Genomic DNA, 18,634 nt, shown 5'->3' with positions numbered 1-18,634 from the left:
CCGGCCTGGGGTGGGGGCGGGGCCCCGGCGGGGGGCCCCCGCCCGAAGCGTGCCCGCGTCCGGGGAGGGGGGTGGAATCACCTGCAATCTGCCGCACCGGAGCACCCCGGGTCCATCGAGGTTTTCTTAAGCCGCGCCGCAGCCTGGCTTCACGCCTGCTCGTCGGGGCGGGAGGCGTGGTGGTGGGCGAGGTACCACTCCCCCACCCGGGTCGCCAGGACGCCGGCTCGACCTTCACGAGGCCGCCGGGGCCCATCGCCGGGCTGCGGACCGGCTTCCCGCACCACATGGTCGTAGAAGGACACACAGCAGCCTCGGGGCGGCGAGAATCGAGCAAGGACGCGGACGCTCTCGCCCCGCACTCGGCCAACTGACGTGGAGTCGCTCATGACCACCGCACGGGACCTCGCGATCGTCGCCCTCAAGGCGGCACCGGACCGGCCCGTCGAGCAGGGCGACCTGTCGCTCGCGCTCGCGGGAGCCGAGGTGTTCGACCTCATCGAGGCCAAGGCGCTCGTGCTGGACGGTGACCGGATCCTGCCGAGCGCCCAGGCGCCCACCGGTGACCGGCTGCTGGACGAGGCCGCCGCAACGCTCGTACGGCAGGAGCCGTACGAGTCGGTCGAGGACTGGCTGTGGCGCCGGGGCCGCGGACTGTCCTCCGCCTACGTCGCGGACTTCGAACGGATCGGACTGACCGCCCGCCCGCGCGGTCAGCGTCTTCCGCTGCGCACCTCGCGCACGGAGCTGGTCGACTCGGCGGCCCGACGGGAGGCGGAGGACCGCTGGGCGGCGGGCGAACCGGTCCTCGCCGCCCTGGCGGCCGCGGCCGGCATCCGGGACGAACCGGCCGAGGACGCGGAGGCCCTCGCCGGCGAGACGGTCACCACGGTCCTGGCCGCGGTTGGCGACGCGGTGATGGAACTGGAGGCCGTACGCCAGCGCAAGGCGATCGAGGACGCCGCGTTCGACAACGTGTGGCGGGGTTACTAGCGGAACCCGGTGAAGTCCGCCGCGGTTCGGTAGCGCCCCCGAAGGGGCGCGGGGAACTGCGCGACCAGCCACGACGGCGCCGCGGACGACCGGTCGGCCGGCGGTCGCGGCGCGCGTCAGAGCAGCGGCAGGCCGTCGGCCTCACGCCGTTCCAGCCGGGCCACGAGTTCCGCCGCCGAGGACTTGATGGTCTCCAGGCCGGGTTTGCCCCAGGGCCGTGGCGCGACGTCCGCCACGCACAGCGTGCCGAGCGTCATCCCCGTGCTGTCGATGAGCGGGGCGCCGAGATAGGAGCGGATGCCGAACTCGTCGACCATCGGGTTGCCCGCGAACCGGGGGTAGTCGCAGACGTCCTCCAGCACGAGCGCCTTGCGCCGGACCACCACATGGGGGCAGAAGCCGTGATCGCGGGCGAGTTCACGGCCCAGCACGGGCGTCGTGCCGTCGAGCCTCACGAACGGCGGTGCCACGTCCGGCAGATGCAGGCCCGCGAAGAACTGGCGGTGCTGGTCGATGAAGTTGACCATGGCGTACGGCGCCCCGGTGAGCCCGGCGAGCCGGCCGGCATAGGCGTCGAGATCGGGGTCCGGGCGTTCACCCAGGCCGAGTTGGCCGAGGCGCAGGGTGCGGGCGGGGGCCTCCTTGTCCTCCGGGGTGAGCAGCAGACGACCGGCGGGACGCGCGGGGTCGTACCTCATGGGCGGTCACTGGAGACGTGGGCGCCGTGGCTCGGGGCGGGGGCCGGGGCGTGCGCGATCAGATGCCGTACGAGCGTCAGCAACGTCTGCACCCCCGAACTGGAGATACGGGCGTCGCACCGCACCACCGGGATCTCCGGCGGCAGGTCGATGGCGGCGCGGACCTCCTCGGGGTCGTAGCGGTAGGAGCCGTCGAACTCGTTGATGGCGACGATGAAGCCCAGCCCGCGCTGCTCGAAGAAGTCCACCGCGGCGAAGCACTCCTCCAGGCGCCGGGTGTCGGCGAGGATCACCGCGCCGAGCGCGCCCTCGGAGAGTTCGTCCCACATGAACCAGAACCGCTCCTGGCCCGGCGTGCCGAACAGGTAGAGCACGTGTTCCGGATCGAGGGTGATGCGGCCGAAGTCCATGGCCACCGTCGTCTCGACCTTGTTCTCGATCCCGTCGAGACGGTCGGTCGCGGCGCTGACCGTGGTGAGCAGCTCCTCCGTGCTCAGCGGCGCGATCTCGCTGACCGCGCCCACGAAGGTCGTCTTGCCGACCCCGAAACCGCCCGCGACCAGGATCTTCAGTGCGGTCGGGAAGGGGTCAGAGCTGTCGTCGTAGTCCATCGAGCACTGCCTCCAGAAGGGCCCGGTCAGTCGGGTTGTGGTGGAACTCGGGGGGCTTGGTGGTCAGCGCCCCGCAGTCGACGAGGTCCGACAGCAGCACCTTGGTGACCACCGCCGGCAGCTTGAGATGGGCGGCGACCTCGGCGACCGACACGGGCGCGCGGCACAGGTCGAGCGCCTGCTGGTGCTCGGGGCCGAGATAGCCGAGAGGCGTGGCCCCGGTGGCCATCACGTGCGACAGGAGGTCGAGGGCGATGCTCGGCCGGGTGCGGCCGTTGCTGACCGTGAAGGGGCGCACCAGCCGTCCGGCCGCGTCGTCGAGCCAGGGCCCGTCGCCGGCCGTCACCACGCTCAAGGCCTCATCGCCGGGGGTTCGACGGCATGCTGCCGGGGTGCGGTGACCAGGTACGGACGGACGCTCTTGACCAGCATCGCCATCTCGTAGCCGAGGACCGCCGCGTCGGCCTCGCGGCCGGCCAGCACGGCGAGACAGGTGCCGGAGCCGGCGGTGGTGACGAACAGCAGGGTCGCGTCGAGCTCCACGACGACCTGGCGGACCTCGCCGCCGTCGCCGAAGCGCACCCCGGCGCTGCGGCCGAGGGAGTACAGGCCGGAGGCCAGCGCGGCCATGTGGTCGGCGCTGTCCGCGTCGAGGCCGTGGACCGACTTCACGAGCCCGTCGCAGGACAGGAGAACCGCACTGGTGGTGTGCGGTACGCGCTGCACGAGGCCGCTCATCAGCCAGTCGAGATCGGATACATGACCGGTCGGCGCATCGCTCGCCATGGTGGATCGACTCCTTGGGGTACGAAGGTCTGCGGGAGCGGCGGGGGTGAGTACGGGGGTGCGGGCTGGGCTCGTCATCCGGCTGGTGCGCTCCCGTCGTGCCGGGTGGGACGGTCATGGCCACGAGCCGCTGCCGGGCGCGCCTCCGCTATGTGCGCGGGGTCCATGCGCGGAACGTCCCTACGCGGTACGTCCATGCGGGATCCGTCCATGCGGGAGACATCCATGCGCGATACGTCCATGCCGTGCGGTGGAGTGGTGGCGGAGGCGTCCGTGTGGGCACCGGCCGTGTGGCGGACCGCCGTGTGGGAGGCGTCCGGGTGCCCCGATGCGGACGTGTGCTGGGCGGACATGTGGGCGCCCCCCATGTCGTCCAGGGCGTCCACATGGGAGCGCTCCATGGGCGGCGCCGCCATGGGGTCCGAGCCCATGTGGTCCGCCTCCAGGTGCTGCTGGGCCTCCGCCAGGCCGATGCCCCGTTGGAAGGCGGCCATCAGGCCCGGGTCGTGGCCGGTGTGGGCGTCGGTGTCCTGGCGGGGCGCGGGACCGTCGCGCAGCTGGGGTGCGATGTGCTCCTGGGCGCGGCGGCGCGGGAGTTGGGGCTTGCCCATGGTGCCGCGAACCGTCCCGGTGCGGGGCGTGGCCGGGGCGGCCACGTTCTCCGCGACGACCCGCCGGTCGTCGGGCCGGATCCCGGGCACGGCCTCCGCGGGATTGGGCCGCTCCCCCTGGGCATCCCGCACGGGCAGCGGCGCGGGCCCGCTCCCCTCCCCCGTGGTGTGACCACCGCGCGCGCCACCCGCCGTACCGCCGCGCGCGACGGAGAGGTCCGCCCCGGAGCCGTCCGCCAGACCGCCGTCGGCCGTGCCGCTGTCCAGGCCGGAGCCACGCGGCACGGCGCCGCCGGTGGTGCCGTCGCTCGTCATGGAACCGTTCACCGAGGTGCCGTTCGCAGCGGCGCCGACCCGCGTACCGCCGCTCGGCGTGGCGGCCGCGGTACCCGTGCTCTGCCACGGCTCTGCACGTCGCGGTGTCGGCGGTGGGGGCACGACACGGTGGCCGCCGGTCGCGGGACCCGGGCCGGACGACTGTGCCGGCGTCGCCGTGGCGCCATGCGGACGGGGTACGGCCCCGGGGAGGCCCTGCGTCGGGCCCAACAGGCCCTGCGGTACGACGAGTACGGCCTGGACGCCACCGTAGATGTTGGTCTGCAGCCGGACGTGGATGCCGTGCCGCCGCGCCAGCTGCGAGACGACGAACAGCCCGATGCGGCCGTCCGCGAGCAGGCTCGCGACATTGACCTGGTCGGGGTCGGCGAGCAGCGCGTTCATCTTCTTCTGCTCGGCGACCGGCATGCCCAGACCCCGGTCCTCGACCTCCACGGCGAGCCCCGAGGTGACGAGATTGGCCCGCAGCAGGACCTGGGTGTGCGGGGCGGAGAACACCGTGGCGTTCTCGACCAGTTCGGCCAGCAGATGGATCACGTCGGCCACGGCGTGCCCGCGCAGGGTGCCGTCGATCGGCGGCACCAGCTTCACCCGGGAGTACTGCTCGACCTCGGCGATGGCGGAGCGCAGCACCTCCGTCATGGACACCGGATGGCTCCACTGCCGGCGGGAGACGGCACCGCCGAGGACGGCGAGGTTCTCCGCGTGCCGGCGGATCCGGGTGGCGAGGTGGTCGACGTGGAAGAGGCCCTTGAGGAGGTCGGGGTCCTCCATCTCGTTCTCCAGCTCGTCGAGGATCGAGATCTCCCGGTGCACCAGCGACTGCAACCGCCGGGCGAGGTTGACGAACACCTCGAGCTTCTGTTCGCTGCCCGCCTGGCTGGACAGCTGCGCGGCCTGCACGACGGCGGTGACGGCGCCGTCGTGCGCCCGGCTCAGGTCGGCGGCGAGCAGTTCGAAGTCGTCCGCGTCGTCGGCGGGCGTGCCGCGCGGTGTGCGCTGGGGCGGGGCCTCGCCGCGGCGCAGCGCCTCGACGAGCGCGCGCAGATCGGCCTCGCCGCGCGCGGCGCTGCGGCGCAGCGCCGCGACGCGGTCGCTCACGGTCCGGGCGGCCCGGTCGGCGGCCACGGCCGCGGTCACGATGCCGGCCAGCGCCACCGAGACCGCGCCGCCCAGCACTCCCCACAACGTGAGCCCGGGCCGGACCCCGGCGGAGCGGACCGTGAACAGCACGGCCGCGCTGGCGCTCAGGGCGACCGCGATGGGGGGCAGCACGGCGAGCCGGAGCAACTGGGGCCGTATGTGGGTCTCGGGCAGCGAGGCAGCGGTGCGGGCGACGGGCCGTCCGTGCCGTCCGCCCTCACGGCGGTCTGCGCGTGCGGCCGGTGCGCGGAGGTGAGACATCGGTGTCCTCGTCGTACGGGTCCGTCGGTGCCCGGGGCGCGGGCTGCGCGGTTCGGGCAGGGGTTGCCCGATGGACACTCACAGTAGTCGCCAAGGCATCATGTGCGGTGGGCAGTTGACAAAGTCCCACGCGAAGCGTCCTGCTCTGGTATGAGGCGTCGTACGACAGACCGATAAACACAGCGGACAGTCGATCTGGCTCGAGAACGGATCGATCAGTGCTGGTCACAAGTGGTCGACAGAAATGATCGAGGGCCGGGGAGCCATCGCTCCCCGGCCCTCTCCGATTGCCGGCGATTGCCGCCGTCCGCCCGCTCGCCGACCGGGCCGGACCGTTTCGGACGCTCCCCGAACCCCGGCGAGTCACCCCCTGAACGTCACTGTCCGTGTCAACGGTCGGCGCGTACTCACGCCTTCGGCTGGGTGAAGCGGATGCTGTTGCCGAAGGGGTCCCGCAGGCCGCAGTCGATGCCGTACGGGCGCTCGGTGGGCTCCTCGGTGAACTCGACGCCCTTGGCCCGCAGCGTCTCGTAGGTCTTGCGGCAGTCCTCCGTGCCGAAGATGAGGAAGCCGCCCGTCGCTCCCTTGGTGAGCAGTTCGCGGACCTGCTCCGCGGTCTCCTCGGACAGGCGCGGCGGGCCGGGCCGCTCCAGCAGGACCTCGCGGTCGGGCTGGCCGGGGACGTTGACGGTGAGCCAGCGCATGAAGCCGAGGTCGGCGTCGGTGTTGACCTCAAGGCCGAGCTTGCCGACGTAGAAGTCGAGGGCCTCGTCCTGGTCGAGTACGTAGATCTGCGAGTGCGTGATTCCTGTGAACATGGGCATCACGCTACGAGCCCCGCCCTGCGAAAACTTATCCAAAACTGCTCAGTCGCCGACTGCTCGGTCGCCCGGACGCCGGGCAGACCGCGACCGCGGGCCGGCCGTCGGGCGGCGGTCAGGCGCTCGGCCGCATCCACGCCATGGTGAAGCAGGTCGGCACGTCCAGGGCCACGGCCTCCTTGCGGTACTCGCGCGGCGAGCGGCCGACGACGTCGCGGAAGGTGCGGCTGAAGGTGCCGGGGCTGCCGAAGCCGACCTCGAAACAGATGTCCGTGACGCTGCGGTCGGTCTCGCGCAGCAGGAACATCGCGCGTTCCACGCGCCGGCGCTGGAGGTAGCGGTGCGGGGTCTCGCCGAAGGTGGCGCGGAAGGTGCGGGCGAAGTGGGCCGGTGAGACATGGGCGATCCGCGCCAGGGCCGGTACGTCCAGGGGCTGCGCGTAGGCGCGGTCCATCGCGTCCCGGGCACGGAGCATCCGGCGGTTGGTCTCTTCGGCGGCGCGGCTCACGGCGCCATCACACCACGGGTCCGCTCAGGGCGGCGAGGTCGGGGCCGGGCAGGTGGATCCAGCCCTCCCGCAGGGCGGCGGCACGCTCGTCCGCGGAGGACGGCCACCGGGTGTCGCCCACCAGCACGGCACGGGCGACCAGGGCGCAGACCAGTGCGTCGAGGTGGTCGTGGCTGGCGGCGCACCGCGTGCGCACCTCTTCCGGCAGCGCCCGCCCCAGCCCCGCCTCGAGGGACCCGAGCACGTACTCCCGCACCGCCCGTGCGTCGGGTGTGGCGTTCTTGTAGCTGCCGGCGGGACGGATGCCCCACAGCCGCAGCGCGGCCGCGGGGTACACCTCGGCGACCGGTCCGGAGCCGTCCCGCGGCACGGATCCGGTGCCGAGGGCGTCCAGGAGGCGGGCCGCCCGGAGCGCGACCACGCCGAGGAGGTCGGTGGAGACCGACAGGGGCGGCCGCATCGCGGTCGCCTTCCAGGTGAGGTCGTCGGTGAGCCGGAAGCGCAGCGGGTCCAGTCCCGGCCTGCCGTCCGTACGATCCCCGAAGCGGGCCGGGGACGGCAGCGGCAGCCCCTGATGGTGGGCCGCGATCGTGTCCACGAAGCCGGTCGGCCAGCCGAGCGGACAGTCAAGACCCGTCTTGTCGGCACCGCGGACCAGGGCCAGCAGTTCCTCGTCCCCGTCCGGCACGACGAACTCCACCGTCGGCGCGCCCACGTGGACCCACTCCACCCGGCACACAGCGGTGCGCCGAGCGCTGGCGGCGAGATCGACCCCGAGGGTCACGACCTGCCGACGCGGCATTCCGGGCCCCTCCCGCACCTGCTCAGCCGACACCCCGCACACTGACGCCCCGGCGTCCCTCCGTCGAGCACCATCACGACCCCGGGATCACGGCCCGGACGACCTCCCCGTGGTCCCCGTCGCTCGCCGCAGCCCGCCTCACCCGGCCGGCACCGTCTCCGGATCCCCGCTCCCCTCGGCGCCCCTCGCGTCGGCCTGTTCCTTCGCAGCCGAGTCCGCGGCCGTCTTGATCGCGGCCCCGGCGACGGCCTGCGCCGTCGGCCAGCCGCCCGCCGGCTCCTGGGCCACCGCACGCCACCAGGGGTCGCCGGGGAGGGTCTCGGCGGTGGGTTCGAAGGGCTCTCCGGGACGGGGCAGGGCGATACGGGAGCCGGTGGCGTGGGCGGCGGCGACCGTGCCCTCGCCGGGCTCTGCCCAGGGGTGGGTGGCCAGGTTGAAGGTGGCCCAGTGGATCGGCATCATCACGCCGTGCGGCGCTCCGCCCTGGAGGTCGAGGTGGGCGCGCATGCCCTCCTCGGGCGTCATGTGGATGTCCGGCCAGAAGTCGGAGTACGCGCCGATCTGGATCATCGTGGCGTCGAACGGACCGTGCGCGGCACCGATGTCCTTGAAGCCCTCGAAGTACCCGGTGTCGCCGCTGTGGTAGACGCGGTGCTGGTCCCCGGCGACCGCCCAGGAGGCCCAGAGCGTGTGCTGGGTGTTGCGCATTCCCCGTCCGCAGAAGTGGCGGGCCGGGGTGGCGGTGAGGGTGAGGCCGCCGATCCTCGTCTCCTCGTGCCAGTCCAGCTCGCGGATCCGGTCGGCGGAGACGCCCCACAGCTCCAGGTGCTCGCCGACGCCCAGCGGAACGGCGAACAGGGTGTCCGTGCCGGCCAGCGTCTTGATGCTGGGCATGTCCAGGTGGTCGTAGTGGTCATGCGAGATGACGACGACGTCGACCGGGCCGAGCGCGGCGAGCGGCAGCGGCACGGGGTGCAGTCGCTTCGGGCCGACGAAGGAGAACGGGGAGCAGCGCTCGCCCCAGACGGGGTCGAACAGGACCCGGTGTCCGTCGATCTCCGCGAGCACGCTGGAGTGCCCCATCCAGGTCAGCCGCAGCCCGGTGGCGGGCGGCCTGGCGATGTCCGCGAGCGTGGTGGCGTGCACCGGGATGTTTCCCTTGGGGGCGCGGCGGGGCCGCTCCTCCTTGTCGAAGAAGACCTTCGCGAACTCCGTCATCGAGCCGGAGGGCCGGGTCCGGGCGGTGCCTCCGGGATTCTGGAAGACCCCGTCCTTGAAGTGGGGCGATCTGCGGATGCGCGCCATGCGCTCACCGCTCGGGTCCGCGCCGAAGGCCGCGGGCTGCAGCGCGCGGAGCCCGGAGCTCAGGGAACGGAAACCGGACACGGTACCTCCAGGTGGAGTCGGTGAGGCACTCCATTATGGTCGCCCCCTCGGACAACACCGGGATCGTCCCGTTCCTGCCGGACGGTTTCCAAAGAAAACCCAAAGAAACGAACCCTTCGCCGGCGGTCCCGGACCGGGCGGCGGCCCCGTTGACACGGGACCCGACCGCTCCCGATACTGACCCGCGATTCAGTAGTTTTCCCGGCGGCCCGCTGGAGGCACCGTGTCCGACCTGCCCACCGAGCTCGTCCCGCTCAGCCCGGAGCAGTACGACATCGCGGACCTCACCCGCGCGTTCGCCCGCGAGGACCCCGAGGCGGACCGGCTCGGGGCGGAGGGAGAGGGCTTCCACGGGCTGATGCGGACCTTCGACATCTCGCGCACGGTGCCGGGGGCGGCCGCGACCGGCGTGGCGCGGGCCGCGTACGAGTACGCGCGCGACTGCGCGCGTGAGCGGCGGCAGTTCGGCAGGCCGATCATCGAGCACCAGGCGGTCGCCTTCCGGCTCGCGGACATGCGCACGCGCGTGGAGCAGGCCCGGCTGATGACCTGGCGGGCCGCGCGCCGGCTGGACGCCGGTCTGGGGGCGACCGCCGAGGCGGCGATGGCGGAGCTGACGGCCTCAGAGACCGCCGCCCACTGCACCTGGGCGGCCGTGCAGACGCTGGGCGGCTGGGGCTGTTCGCGCGAGTTCCCCGTCGAGCAGTGGACGCGCGACGCCAGGCTGGAGGAGATCGAGGAGGGCACGTCCGACATCATGCGGCTCGTCATCTCGCGAAACCTGTGACGAGCGACGGCCGCACCCGCGGGGGGTGCGGCCGAGCGTCCCGGCGGCGCGCACACGTACACGCGCGTGCGCGCCGCCCCTCCCTGAGCCCCCGTCCGCCCCACCCCTGATCACCCCTGTCGAGGAGACCGCATGACCGCCCCCCTGATGTCGCTCACCTGGACCGACCACCTCACCGGACGCCAGGGGTTCCTCGTCGTCGACCGGCTGGTGCGCGGCGTCGCCAGCGGCGGGCTGCGCATGCGCGCGGGCTGCACCCTCGAGGAGGTCGCCGGGCTCGCGCGCGGGATGACCATGAAGGAGGCGCTGCACTACAACCCGGAGGGCCGCTACATCCCGCTGGGCGGGGCGAAGGGCGGCATCGACTGCGATCCCCAGGACCCGGGGGCGTACGGGCTGCTGGTGCGCTATCTGCGCGCCATGAGGCCGCACATCGAGAGCTTCTGGACCACCGGTGAAGACCTCGGTCTCACCCAGGACCTGGTGGACCGGGCGGCAGCCGAGGCGGGGCTGGTCTCCTCCATCCAGGCCGTGTATCCGCTGCTGGACGACGAGGCGACGGCCCGGCGGCGGCTCGCGGACGCGTTCGCGGTCGAGGTCGACGGCATCGGGCTGGACGAACTGGTCGGCGGCTGCGGGGTCGCCGAGTCGGCGCTGGCGGCCCTGGACCGGGCCGGTGTGCCGTACGCGGGCACGCGGGTCGCGGTGCAGGGCCTCGGCACCATGGGCGGGGCGACGGCGCGCTTCCTCACGCGCGCGGGGCTGACCGTCGTCGCCGTCGCCGACATCAAGGGCACGATGGTCAACCCGGCGGGCCTGGACGTGGAGACGCTGCTGGCCGCCCGCGACGCCTACGGCACCGTCGACCGCGCCGCCCTGCGCCCCGAGGACCGTGAACTGCCCGGCGACGCCTGGCTGTCCGCCGACGCGGAGGTGCTGGTGCCGGCGGCCGTGTCGTACGCGATCGACGCCGCCGAGCAGGAGCGGATCACCGCCCGCTGGATCGTCGAGGCGGCCAACATGCCGGTGCTGCCCGAGGCGGAGGAACTGCTCGCCGCCCGCGGGGTGACCGTGCTGCCGGACGTCGTCGTCAACTCCGGTACGAACGCCTGGTGGTGGTGGACCCTGTTCGGGGACATCGGCGCCGACGCGGACGAGGCGTTCGCCCACACCCGGCGCTCGATGCGGGCCCTGGTGGAGCAGATGCTGGCCCGCGCGGAGGCGGACGGGACGACCCCGCGCGCGGCGGCCCACGCCATCGTCGCCGACCGGCTGCCGGTGATCGCGGAGCGGTTCGGATGGTATCGGTGACACCGGCCGACCCGGCCGGTGACGGACCGGGCGTACGCGCCCTGCGGGACGCCCTGTTCGACCCCGCTTCCGTGGCCGGCGTGGGCGCCTCCGACAACCCGGAGAAGTGGGGCTACTGGCTGGCGGAGGGCGCCCTCCGGAGCTGCGCCACGCGTCCCTGCTGACCGGCTGGCGCGGCGCCCCGCCCGTCGACCTGGACGCGGCGGCGGCCGCCGTGTGCGCCGCGGCACGGGCGGCGGCGGAGGATCCGGAACTGGCCGAACTGGAGGTCGATCCCCTGCTGGTCCACCCCGTTGGGGCGCTCGCTCTGGACGCGCACGGCGTGCCGGGGGCCGGATAGGGTCGGGCGGCGTGACGGTTCGACTGTGTTGTCTGCTGTGGGCCCGGCCAGGTGCCGGCGAGGCCCTGGGCGCGTACGAGGACAAGGTGCTGGCGCTGCTGGGCGAGCACGGCGGGCGGGTGCTGCAGCGGGCCCGCGCCGACGGCGCCGAGGGGCGTCCGGACGAGATCCAGCTGATCGAGTTCGACTCGCAGGCCGGTTTCGACGCCTTCATGGCGGACGGGCGGCGCACCGCCCTGGCCGGCGAGCGCGACGCGGCGGTCGCGCGGACCGAGCTGTACCCGGTTGAACTGGTCGGACAGCGGCCCGACCCCGCGCCATCAGCGGCGACGGAATAGGGTGACCGCGTGGCGAGAGTGCGGTTGAGCGTGGCGGAGCGGCGTGAGGAGTTGCTGCGGGCCGCCATCGAGCAGATCGAGGCGCGGGGCGTGGCGGCGGTCAGGATCGCCGACGTGGCCTCGGCGCTCGGCGTGAGCAACGCGCTGGTGCTGTATCACTTCTCGACCAAGGAGAAGCTGGTGGCCGCCGCGTTCACCCACGCGGCCGAGGACGACCTGGCCCATCTGCGCAAGCTGCTCGGCCGGCGCACCACGGCGCTGCGGCGGCTGCGCTCGGCCGTGCGCTGGTACGCGCCGACCGGGCAGGCCAAGGGCTGGCGGCTGTGGATCGAGGGCTGGGCGGCCGCCCTGCGCGAACCCGTGCTGCAGGAGGTCACCCGCGACCTCGACCGGCGGTGGAAGGCGGCGCTGGCCGAGGTCATCGCCGAGGGCGTGGCCGCGGGCGAGTTCCGCTGCCCCGACCCGTTGGGTACGGCCCTGCGGCTGACGGCGCTGCTGGACGGGCTCGCCGTACAGCTGACGTCCTACCCGGGCGCGGTGTCACGGGCCCGCGCCCAGGAGTGGGTTGACGAGGCGCTGGCCCGCGAACTGGGGCTGGAGCGGGAGGCGTTGACCGCGCCGGAGCGGTGAGCTCCCGCACGCGTCGCTCTCAGGCCACCGGGGCGATCCGCATCTTGATGTCGTCCGGCGACAGCGCGCCCTTGGCCGTCACATGGTCGCCCGAGGACTCCCCGCGCAGCCGGCGCCCGATCCACGGCACCAGGTACTCGCGCGCCCAGTGCACATCGTCCCGCCGCACCTCGAGGGTGCCGCGCGGCGGCAGCGGAGGCCAGGGCTGGTCCGGGTCGGCCGGGACCTCCAGGCCGAGGACCTGACCCGCGCGCAGCGCCACGCGCGTGTGCCCCTCGGGCGAGAGATGCAGCCGGTCGTCGTCCCAGGCCCTGCGGTCCTGCACGGTCTTGAGGGACCACAGGTCGAGCACGGGACAGCCGTACCGGTCGGCGATGGCCCGGACATGTCCGTTGTAGGTGGCGATCTTGCCGCGCAGGTGCTTGAGCACGGGCACGCCACGGGTGTCGAAGCCGGTCGTCACCATGACGGTGCCGGCGGCCCGGGTGAGCCGGGCGACCGCGCGCTCGAAGCGCTCGGCGACCTCGTCCGGGTCGGTGCCGGGCCGGATGATGTCATTGCCGCCGGCACAGAAGGAGACCAGGTCCGGGGCGAGTTCCTCGGCCTGCGGGACCTGGTCCGCCACGATCTGGTCGAGCAGCTTGCCGCGCACGGCGAGGTTGGCGTAGGCGAAGTCGCCCTCGGGCCGCCGGTCCGCGAGCAGCACGGCGAACCGGTCCGCCCAGCCGACCATGGCTCCGTCGGGGCCGGGATCGCCGACGCCCTCGGTGAAGCTGTCCCCCACCGCGACGTACGACCCGATCACTGCCCTGCTGTCTCTGCTGTCACTTTTCGAATCGTCTGCCACGGCCGCCATGATTCACCTTCGAATGTGACCTACGCGACCGTAAGAATGAGTTGACGGTCGGTGAGATAAGCCACGTCCAAAGGGTTGCCCAAGGCAGGAATAACTCTCGCATCACCGACGTTGGACAGCCGACGACCGCAACACCGAAGGCCGGACCCGGGGATCGGGGTCCGGCCTTCGGCAGCGTGTCAGGCGCGCGGTCGGCGGGGGGTCAGCCGACGGCGACGCCCTTCGAACGGAGGTAGGCGACCGGGTCCACGTCGGAGCCGTAGTCCGGCGTGGTGCGGATCTCGAAGTGCAGGTGCGGGCCGGTCACGTTGCCGGTCGCACCGGAGAGACCCAGCTGCTGACCCGCGCTCACGCTCTGGCCGACCGAGACGGAGATCTGGGAGAGGTGGCCGTACTGCGCGTAGTGGCCGTCGGCGAGCTTGATGACGACCTGGTTGCCGTACGCGCCGCCCCATCCGGCGGTGACGACGGTGCCCGCGCCCACGGCCTTGACCGGGGTGCCGGTCGGGACGACGAAGTCGACGCCGGTGTGGTAGCCGCTGGACCACATGCTGCCGGCGACGTGGTAGCCGGTGCCGATGGTGCCGCCGGTCACCGGGAGGGTGAACCCGGTGCTGGTCGACTCGGCGGCCTGGGTGGCCTTCGTCGCCTTCGTCGCCTCGGACGCCTTCGACGCGGAGGAAGCGCTCGACGAGGAGGAGGACGAAGCAGCGGAGGTGGAGGACTTGGTGGCGCCGGTCGTCGCCTTGCCGCCGAGGGTGAGCTTGAGGCCCGGGTGGATCAGCGACGGGTCGTCGCCGACGGCCCGGCGGTTGTCCGCGTACAGCTTCTGCCAGCCGCCCCGGACGTGCTGCTCGTCGGCGATCTTCGCGAGGTAGTCGCCGGCCCGGACCGAATAGGTGCGCACACCCGTGTTGTTGGCGTTCGCCTTCTTCTCGGTCGCCTTCTTCTCGGCGGCCGGAAGCGACTGGACGGTCTTTTCGGAAATCGACTGGGAAGCCGACTGCGCGGTGGCCGCGTGGGCTCCGGTGGCCCCTATGAGCGGGAGGGCGAGAGCGGCGCCGCCGGTTCCGGCGACGGCGATGGAGCGGGTGAAGCGCTTGGGCTTCGGGCGGCGGTGCTTACCCTTCGCGGGCATGGCGAATTCCTCTCCGTCGCCTGCGAGGTGAGCTGTCGGGTGCGGGCTGGAGATGCCCGGCCGCGTTTTTCGGCGCGGCTTTACCCCTAGCCGTTCCGGAGACCGGAACAGGCGTCGTACCTGTGGGTCCCCCGCTCCTGCCGTTCACGGGTGAGTTGTGCGGGCTCCGGGCGGCGGCAGGACTGGGCGTCCGTCCGGATTGGTGGCGAACGTAAGCGACCAGGACGCAAAGGGACAAGCGGCGGTTCCCTGTGCATGCGTTTCTGTTGATCGACTGCGGGAATTCACGGTCACCCTCCGTGAATTACAGCTCCATCCCTTTGTCCAAAGCCCCTTGAAACCCTTATGAATTACGTGAACATGACGGGCCACGCACCGTCACGGATATGACGCTCCTCACGTGACGGTGCTCCAGCATTCCCCATTCCAGAGCGAGTTGGAATGAAGGCTCCAATTCGGGCAGAAGACTCAGATGCGACGCAGCCGGACGACTTTCGCATCGAGGTCGCCGCGCAGCCCGGTGTCCAGTCCGTGATGCAGTAGTACGGCCCCACGGTGAATTTCGCCCGTTTCAGGGCATTCGTAGGAGGCTGTCGGGTCGAGTCCGCGCAGCCGCAGGGCCGGTACGGGCTCGCCGTAGCTCTGTGCCTGGAGCCAGGCCAGGACGACCGACTCGTCCCCGCGCACGTACTGCACGGCGCTGAGCCCGCCCGTCGGGGGCCGCAGCCGGTGGAGGTCGCCGTGCTGCACCAGGGGCCGGATCTCCTTGTAGAGGCTCACCCAGTCACCGGCCTCGGCGAGCTCCTCCTCGGTCCACTGGGTGAGGTCTCCGCCGACGCCCAGCACACCCGCCATGGCGCTGACGAACCGGAAGCGCAGGGAGCTGACCCGGTCGTTGAGCTGGGTGTTGGGGCTGTCGGTGACCCAGGCGGCCATCACGCGCGCGGGGTGGATCTGGCTGAAGCCGTGCTGGATGGCGAGCCGGTCGAGCGGGTCGGTGTTGTCGGAGGTCCACACCTGGTCGGTACGGCTCATGATGCCGAGGTCGATCCGGCCGCCACCGCCCGAGCAGGACTCGAAGACGACGTCCGGGTGGGCCGCCCGCAGCCGGTCCAGCAGCGCGTACAGCGCGCGGACGTGGTCGACCCACAGGCGCTGCGGGTAGGGGTCGCCGGGCCAGCCGGCGTCGGTGAAGCAGCGGTTGAAGTCCCACTTGACGTAGTCGACGGGGGCGCTGGACAGGAGCGTGTCGAGCTGCTGCCAGAGGTACTCCTGGACGTCCTCGCGGGCCAGGTTCAGTACGAGCTGGTTGCGGAACTCCGTGCGCCTGCGGCCCGGCTGGAACTGCACCCAGTCGGGGTGGGCGCGGTAGAGGTCGCTGTCCGGGTTGACCATCTCGGGCTCGACCCAGATGCCGAACTGCATGCCGAGGGCGTGCACATAGTCGGCGAGCGGCGCCAGGCCCTTGGGGAAGCGGTCGGGGTTGGGCGTCCAGTCGCCGAGCCCGGCACGGTCGCTGGTGCGCTTGCCGAACCAGCCGTCGTCGACGACGAACAGCTCGACGCCGATGGCGGCGGCCCGGCGGGCGAGCGCCCCCTGCTGCTCCTCTGAGATGTCGAACTCCGTGGCCTCCCAGGAGTTGAACAGCACCGGACGGTCCCGGTCCGCGTCCGGGATGACGTAGGCGCGCTGGTAGGCGTGCCAGGCGCGGCTCGCGCCGCCGAAGCCGCCGTCGCTCCACAGCCCGGCGAAGACGGGGGTGGTGTACGACTCCCCCGCGCCCAGGAGCAGCAGCCCGGAGTCGTCGTACCCGGCGCCGCCGGTGATCTGCACGCGCGCGTCCGGGAGCTGCGCCACCGCGATCCGCCAGGAACCGGACCAGCCGAGCGCGCAGCCGTAGACCTCGCCGCGCTCCTCGGTGGCGTCGGTGTCGAGGGCGACCCAGGGCAGGTGCTGGTGCCCGGTGTGGCCGCGGCGGCTGCCGATGACCTTCTCGCCGTGGGTGAGCGGCGCGGCGGTCAGCAGGGACTCGGCGGCCCAGCGGCCGTGCAGCTGGGAGAGCCGCCAGCCCTCGCGGTCGGGCAGCGTCCAGGTGGCGGCGTCGGCGCGCAGCAGCTCCAGGGGCGCCGGTCCCTCGTTGTCGAGGCTCACCCAGCGTTCCACGACGTCGTGCCGCATGCGGTAGTGCAGCGTGATGACGAGCCCGCCGTCGCGGAAGCGCAGCCGCAGATGGTCGCCCTCCGTCTCGTGCGCCTCGAAACGCCACTCGGTGCCGCGCCGCTCCTCGGTGCGCACGGACAGAGCGGGCCGCGCGAACCGGGGGCCGCCCTCGACCGGGTACTCCTCCCGGCCGTCCAGCGGCGACTCGAAGGGCCGGTAGACCGGCAGCGGGCGCACGGCGAGCGCCTCGGCGTCCGCGAGGGCGATCCGCGGGCCCCAGTGCAGGTGCAGCAGCTCGTCGTCCTCGGTCAGATGGACGGCGTACCCGCTGGCCGGACCGGTCAGGAGCCAGGTACGGCCGTTGTCGGAGATCTCCAGCATCAAGCCCTCACACGTTCGAACAGGTCCGATCAAGCGGCAACATCATCAACGTCAGCGGGCCTCGGCGGCAACGCCTGTGGACAACTCATTGCCTGGGGAACCCATGTCGTATCGTCGAGGAGGTGCCCGTCGTCGAGCCGCGCCGGCGGGGCCGACCCCGAGGAGGCCCCGTGACGCAGCAGGTCCCGTCGACCGAGCCCGAGCTGACCGCCGTGCGCAACTTCCGCGACGTCGGCGGGCTTCCGACGGCGGACGGGCGGCGGGTGCGGCACGGAGTGCTGTTCCGCAGCGGCCATCTCGCGCACGCCACGGAGGAGGACGCCGCGTTCCTCTCGTCGCTGGGACTGCACACGATCTTCGACTTCCGCAACGCGGCGGACCAGAAGCTGGAGGGCCCGGACGTCGAGCTGCCGGGCGTGCGCAATGTGAACCTGCCGCTGACGGATCCGGCGGACGGCTCCCGGTTCTGGAAGATGGTCCGGGACGGCGAGATCGACCAGCTGCGGGAGATCCTCGGCGACGGCAAGGCGGCCAACCGCATGATCGTCTCCTACCGCACGATCATCCGGGAGCGCACCGCCGAGCACGCGCGGGTGCTGCGTTCGCTCGCCGAGGACAGCGTGCCCGCGCTGATGCACTGCGCGGCGGGCAAGGACCGCGCGGGCCTGTCCATAGCCGTGACCCTGCTCGCGCTGGGCGTCGAGCGGGAGGCGATCGTCGCCGACTACCTGGAGTCCAACGCGAGGCACCGCCGCTACAAGGTGCGGCGCAGCAGCTCCTCCGGCGCCGGCTACTCCCCCGAGGTCATGGAGCTGCTCAGCCCCCTGTTCGAGGCGCGCGTCGAATACCTGGAGGCGGCCTTCGAGACCATTGAGGAGACGTGGGGCGGCGTCGAGGCCTATCTGGAGCAGGGGCTCGGGGTGACACCGGAGATCCGCGAGCGGCTGCGGGAGCGGCTGCTCGACTGACCGCGGGCTACTTGGCGCCGAGAGCGAACAGCAGATAGACGAAGGCCGCGAACAGGTGCCCGACGGCGATGTAGATGATCAGCCGCACCCACAGGGCGCGGGGGAACTTCTCTTCCATGTTGCTGTTGCTCATGGCATGTCTCCGGTGACGGGGCCCAGGCACAGCGCGGCCGTGGGACTCTGCAGCAGGGTGTGGACGAACAGGAGCTCGACGCCGTCGGCGTCCTGGGCGGCGATCCGGTGCGGGGTCAGCGAGTCGAAGTGCGCGCTGTCCCCCGGTCCGAGCCGGTGCGTGGTGTCGCCGAGGCGCAGCCGCAGCCGTCCCTGGAGGACGTACAGCCACTCCTCGCCGGGATGCACCCGCACGATGTCGCCCTGCGAGCCGTGCGGCACGCGCACCCGCAGGGCCTGCATCCCGCGCCCGGACGCACCGGTCTGCCAGTACGTCCAGCCGCCCGCGACGGTCGGTTCCATGTCGGCGGCGCGTACCACGGCGTCCCGTTCGGCGACCGTCTCGCCGAGCAGCTCCGAGACGGTCGTACCGTAGATACGGGCGAGGGCGAGCAGCACCGGCAGTGAGGGCTGGCGCTGCCCGGTCTCCAGCCGGGAGAGATGGGCCGGCGACAGCCCCGCGGTGCGCGCCGCCGACTCCAGGGTGAGGGCGGCCCGCCGACGCAGGGCGCGGAGCTGCGGCGCGACGGCGGGCAGGACCTCGTCCGGCCCGGCCGGGGGCTCGGTCTCGGGAGAGCTCATGCTCTCCATTCAGCAC

The 18,634-nt window shown here is 72.5% G+C and carries 22 protein-coding genes and 1 riboswitch; of the genes, 8 read left to right on the top strand and 14 right to left on the bottom strand.

The genetic code is table 11. From position 1 onward, the window contains the following. Window positions 1-387 precede the first annotated feature (387 nt). Window positions 388-993 carry a GPP34 family phosphoprotein gene (locus tag ACWCQ1_RS33330; protein WP_358597048.1) on the top strand — a complete coding sequence of 202 codons (606 nt, stop codon included), beginning with the start codon at window positions 388-390 and terminating at the stop codon, window positions 991-993. Window positions 994-1,109: 116 nt separating this feature from the next. Here ACWCQ1_RS33330 and ACWCQ1_RS33325 read toward each other — a convergent pair whose 3' ends face one another. The 9 genes from ACWCQ1_RS33325 to ACWCQ1_RS33285 form a co-directional block, all read right to left on the bottom strand. Then, entirely contained in the window at window positions 1,110-1,691 is a 582-nt protein-coding gene (locus tag ACWCQ1_RS33325; protein WP_358597045.1) for a GAF domain-containing protein, read from the bottom strand. Continuing rightward, entirely contained in the window at window positions 1,688-2,302 is a 615-nt protein-coding gene (locus ACWCQ1_RS33320) for a GTP-binding protein (RefSeq protein WP_133042107.1), read from the bottom strand. Before ACWCQ1_RS33320 ends, ACWCQ1_RS33325 begins: the two co-directional genes overlap by 4 nt. Further along, window positions 2,280-2,651, bottom strand: coding sequence for a DUF742 domain-containing protein (locus ACWCQ1_RS33315; RefSeq protein ID WP_133042168.1), 372 nt, complete (start codon window positions 2,649-2,651; stop codon window positions 2,280-2,282). The genes ACWCQ1_RS33320 and ACWCQ1_RS33315 overlap by 23 nt, the downstream gene beginning before the upstream one ends. A 2-nt stretch (window positions 2,652-2,653) precedes the next feature. Further along, window positions 2,654-3,088 (bottom strand): roadblock/LC7 domain-containing protein, encoded by a 435-nt coding sequence (locus ACWCQ1_RS33310; protein ID WP_133042106.1) that lies wholly within the window; start codon window positions 3,086-3,088, stop codon window positions 2,654-2,656. 74 nt (window positions 3,089-3,162) lie between these two features. Next, on the bottom strand, window positions 3,163-5,439 hold the full coding sequence (locus ACWCQ1_RS33305; protein WP_358597041.1) for a sensor histidine kinase: 2,277 nt from the start codon (window positions 5,437-5,439) through the stop codon (window positions 3,163-3,165). Window positions 5,440-5,846: 407 nt separating this feature from the next. Next, entirely contained in the window at window positions 5,847-6,257 is a 411-nt protein-coding gene (locus ACWCQ1_RS33300) for a VOC family protein (protein ID WP_133042104.1), read from the bottom strand. A 118-nt stretch (window positions 6,258-6,375) separates the two neighbouring features. After that, window positions 6,376-6,768 (bottom strand): AraC family transcriptional regulator, encoded by a 393-nt coding sequence (locus ACWCQ1_RS33295; RefSeq protein ID WP_358597038.1) that lies wholly within the window; start codon window positions 6,766-6,768, stop codon window positions 6,376-6,378. A gap of 7 nt (window positions 6,769-6,775) precedes the next feature. Further along, window positions 6,776-7,570, bottom strand: a complete 795-nt coding sequence (locus ACWCQ1_RS33290; RefSeq protein WP_451028061.1) for a DUF429 domain-containing protein — start codon at window positions 7,568-7,570, stop codon at window positions 6,776-6,778. 138 nt (window positions 7,571-7,708) lie between these two features. Then, window positions 7,709-8,956, bottom strand: coding sequence for an MBL fold metallo-hydrolase (locus tag ACWCQ1_RS33285; RefSeq protein WP_451028060.1), 1,248 nt, complete (start codon window positions 8,954-8,956; stop codon window positions 7,709-7,711). Window positions 8,957-9,179: 223 nt separating this feature from the next. Here ACWCQ1_RS33285 and ACWCQ1_RS33280 point away from each other — a divergent pair, with 223 nt between their 5' ends. From ACWCQ1_RS33280 to ACWCQ1_RS33255, 6 genes are all read left to right on the top strand, one after another. Beyond that, the gene (locus ACWCQ1_RS33280) at window positions 9,180-9,743 is read left to right on the top strand and encodes an acyl-CoA dehydrogenase family protein (RefSeq protein ID WP_451028059.1); all 564 of its coding nucleotides are present in this window, start codon (window positions 9,180-9,182) and stop codon (window positions 9,741-9,743) included. A 132-nt stretch (window positions 9,744-9,875) separates the two neighbouring features. After that, window positions 9,876-11,054: a Glu/Leu/Phe/Val dehydrogenase dimerization domain-containing protein gene (locus ACWCQ1_RS33275; RefSeq protein WP_451028058.1), complete on the top strand. Its 1,179-nt coding sequence runs from the start codon at window positions 9,876-9,878 to the stop codon at window positions 11,052-11,054. After that, window positions 11,042-11,218, top strand: coding sequence for a hypothetical protein (locus ACWCQ1_RS33270; protein ID WP_358597023.1), 177 nt, complete (start codon window positions 11,042-11,044; stop codon window positions 11,216-11,218). The genes ACWCQ1_RS33275 and ACWCQ1_RS33270 overlap by 13 nt, the downstream gene beginning before the upstream one ends. Further along, entirely contained in the window at window positions 11,161-11,394 is a 234-nt protein-coding gene (locus ACWCQ1_RS33265) for an acetate--CoA ligase family protein (protein WP_358597020.1), read from the top strand. Before ACWCQ1_RS33270 ends, ACWCQ1_RS33265 begins: the two co-directional genes overlap by 58 nt. Before the next feature lie 11 nt (window positions 11,395-11,405). After that, on the top strand, window positions 11,406-11,732 hold the full coding sequence (locus tag ACWCQ1_RS33260; protein WP_358597017.1) for a DUF1330 domain-containing protein: 327 nt from the start codon (window positions 11,406-11,408) through the stop codon (window positions 11,730-11,732). Window positions 11,733-11,741: 9 nt separating this feature from the next. Beyond that, window positions 11,742-12,362: a TetR/AcrR family transcriptional regulator gene (locus ACWCQ1_RS33255; protein WP_358597014.1), complete on the top strand. Its 621-nt coding sequence runs from the start codon at window positions 11,742-11,744 to the stop codon at window positions 12,360-12,362. 19 nt (window positions 12,363-12,381) lie between these two features. Here the strand turns inward: ACWCQ1_RS33255 and ACWCQ1_RS33250 are convergent, their stop codons facing one another. From ACWCQ1_RS33250 to ACWCQ1_RS33240, 3 genes are all read right to left on the bottom strand, one after another. Continuing rightward, entirely contained in the window at window positions 12,382-13,167 is a 786-nt protein-coding gene (locus tag ACWCQ1_RS33250; RefSeq protein ID WP_358597406.1) for an SGNH/GDSL hydrolase family protein, read from the bottom strand. A gap of 253 nt (window positions 13,168-13,420) precedes the next feature. Continuing rightward, window positions 13,421-14,356 (bottom strand): M23 family metallopeptidase, encoded by a 936-nt coding sequence (locus ACWCQ1_RS33245; protein ID WP_451028057.1) that lies wholly within the window; start codon window positions 14,354-14,356, stop codon window positions 13,421-13,423. A 4-nt stretch (window positions 14,357-14,360) separates the two neighbouring features. Beyond that, window positions 14,361-14,519, bottom strand: a riboswitch (cyclic di-AMP (ydaO/yuaA leader). Window positions 14,520-14,824: 305 nt separating this feature from the next. Then, window positions 14,825-16,897, bottom strand: coding sequence for an alpha-galactosidase (locus ACWCQ1_RS33240; protein WP_133042098.1), 2,073 nt, complete (start codon window positions 16,895-16,897; stop codon window positions 14,825-14,827). A 170-nt stretch (window positions 16,898-17,067) separates the two neighbouring features. Here ACWCQ1_RS33240 and ACWCQ1_RS33235 point away from each other — a divergent pair, with 170 nt between their 5' ends. Beyond that, window positions 17,068-17,865 (top strand): tyrosine-protein phosphatase, encoded by a 798-nt coding sequence (locus ACWCQ1_RS33235; RefSeq protein ID WP_451028056.1) that lies wholly within the window; start codon window positions 17,068-17,070, stop codon window positions 17,863-17,865. 7 nt (window positions 17,866-17,872) lie between these two features. On the opposite strand, the gene ACWCQ1_RS33230 is transcribed toward ACWCQ1_RS33235, so the two are convergent. Together ACWCQ1_RS33230 and ACWCQ1_RS33225 are read right to left on the bottom strand one after the other, a co-directional pair. Next, complete coding sequence (locus ACWCQ1_RS33230) at window positions 17,873-17,998, bottom strand: DUF6126 family protein (RefSeq protein ID WP_133042096.1); 126 nt, start codon at window positions 17,996-17,998, stop codon at window positions 17,873-17,875. Continuing rightward, entirely contained in the window at window positions 17,995-18,618 is a 624-nt protein-coding gene (locus ACWCQ1_RS33225; protein ID WP_451028055.1) for a helix-turn-helix domain-containing protein, read from the bottom strand. The genes ACWCQ1_RS33230 and ACWCQ1_RS33225 overlap by 4 nt, the downstream gene beginning before the upstream one ends. Between the last annotated feature and the right edge of the window lie 16 nt (window positions 18,619-18,634).

Source organism: Streptomyces sp. NPDC002144 (assembly GCF_053593695.1).
Note: the sequence above shows the minus strand (reverse complement) of the source record. Positions and strands in the feature narration are given on the sequence as shown.